1 pseudogene is annotated in these 793 nt (G+C 70.0%); it reads left to right on the plus strand.

The window, feature by feature from the left end:
- Positions 1-354: pseudogene (locus PSH25_RS17310) on the plus strand (hypothetical protein); the annotation flags it as partial.
- Positions 355-793 lie beyond the last annotated feature (439 nt).

Below are 793 nucleotides of genomic sequence, written 5' to 3' on the forward strand. Positions count from 1 at the left end.
ATCGCCGCCACGAAGAAGGTCGGCCTGCCCGAGCGGGCCGCGGTGATCTCGATCGCGACGAGCCTGCAGGAGTCGAAGCTGGAGAACCTCGGCCACCTCGGCGACATGAACGACCACGACTCGCTGGGCCTGTTCCAGCAGCGCCCGAGCTCGGGTTGGGGCACGCCGGAGCAGATCACCGACCCCGAGTACTCGACGACCGCGTTCCTCAAGGGCCTCAAGCAGGTTGATGGGTGGCAGGACATGCCGCTGACCGACGCCGCGCAGACCGTGCAGGTATCGGCCTACCCGGACGCCTACGCCCAGTGGGAGCAGCAGGCCACCGACCTCGTCGCCCAGCACTGGAACAGCTGACCCACACCACCGCACCACCGCACCGCGAAGCATGACACCGACCGCTGGCCGGCACCCGCACCACGGGGTGCCGGCCAGCGGCACTTCCACTTCCATGTCCGTGCCGGGAGGCACGTGGATGCTGGTCGCTGACTGCGGATGCCGCGCCGCCGCGTGCCCGCCGGGGGCTGATGGCACGGTTCGGTGGGTGATCGTCCGCAGATCTTGGACAGTTTCCGTTCGCGCGGAACGGAAACTGTCCAAGATCTCGCGGGGGTAGGCCGAAGCGCGGTCGCGAGGGTGGGGTGGGGTCGCGGCGGTGCAGCGGCTGGCGGTGCTGCGGCCGGCGGTGCAGCGCGATCGGATGGGCGGGCGCGGCGGGGTGCGGGAACAACGCGGGGGGCGGGCTGGTTGTGGACAGTGTCGGTGTGACTCAGTGTCCCCGGGCCTCACCTAATAT

Origin of the sequence: Micromonospora foliorum (assembly GCF_022229015.1) — a bacterium.
In the GTDB taxonomy this organism is placed as follows: domain Bacteria; phylum Actinomycetota; class Actinomycetes; order Mycobacteriales; family Micromonosporaceae; genus Micromonospora; species Micromonospora foliorum.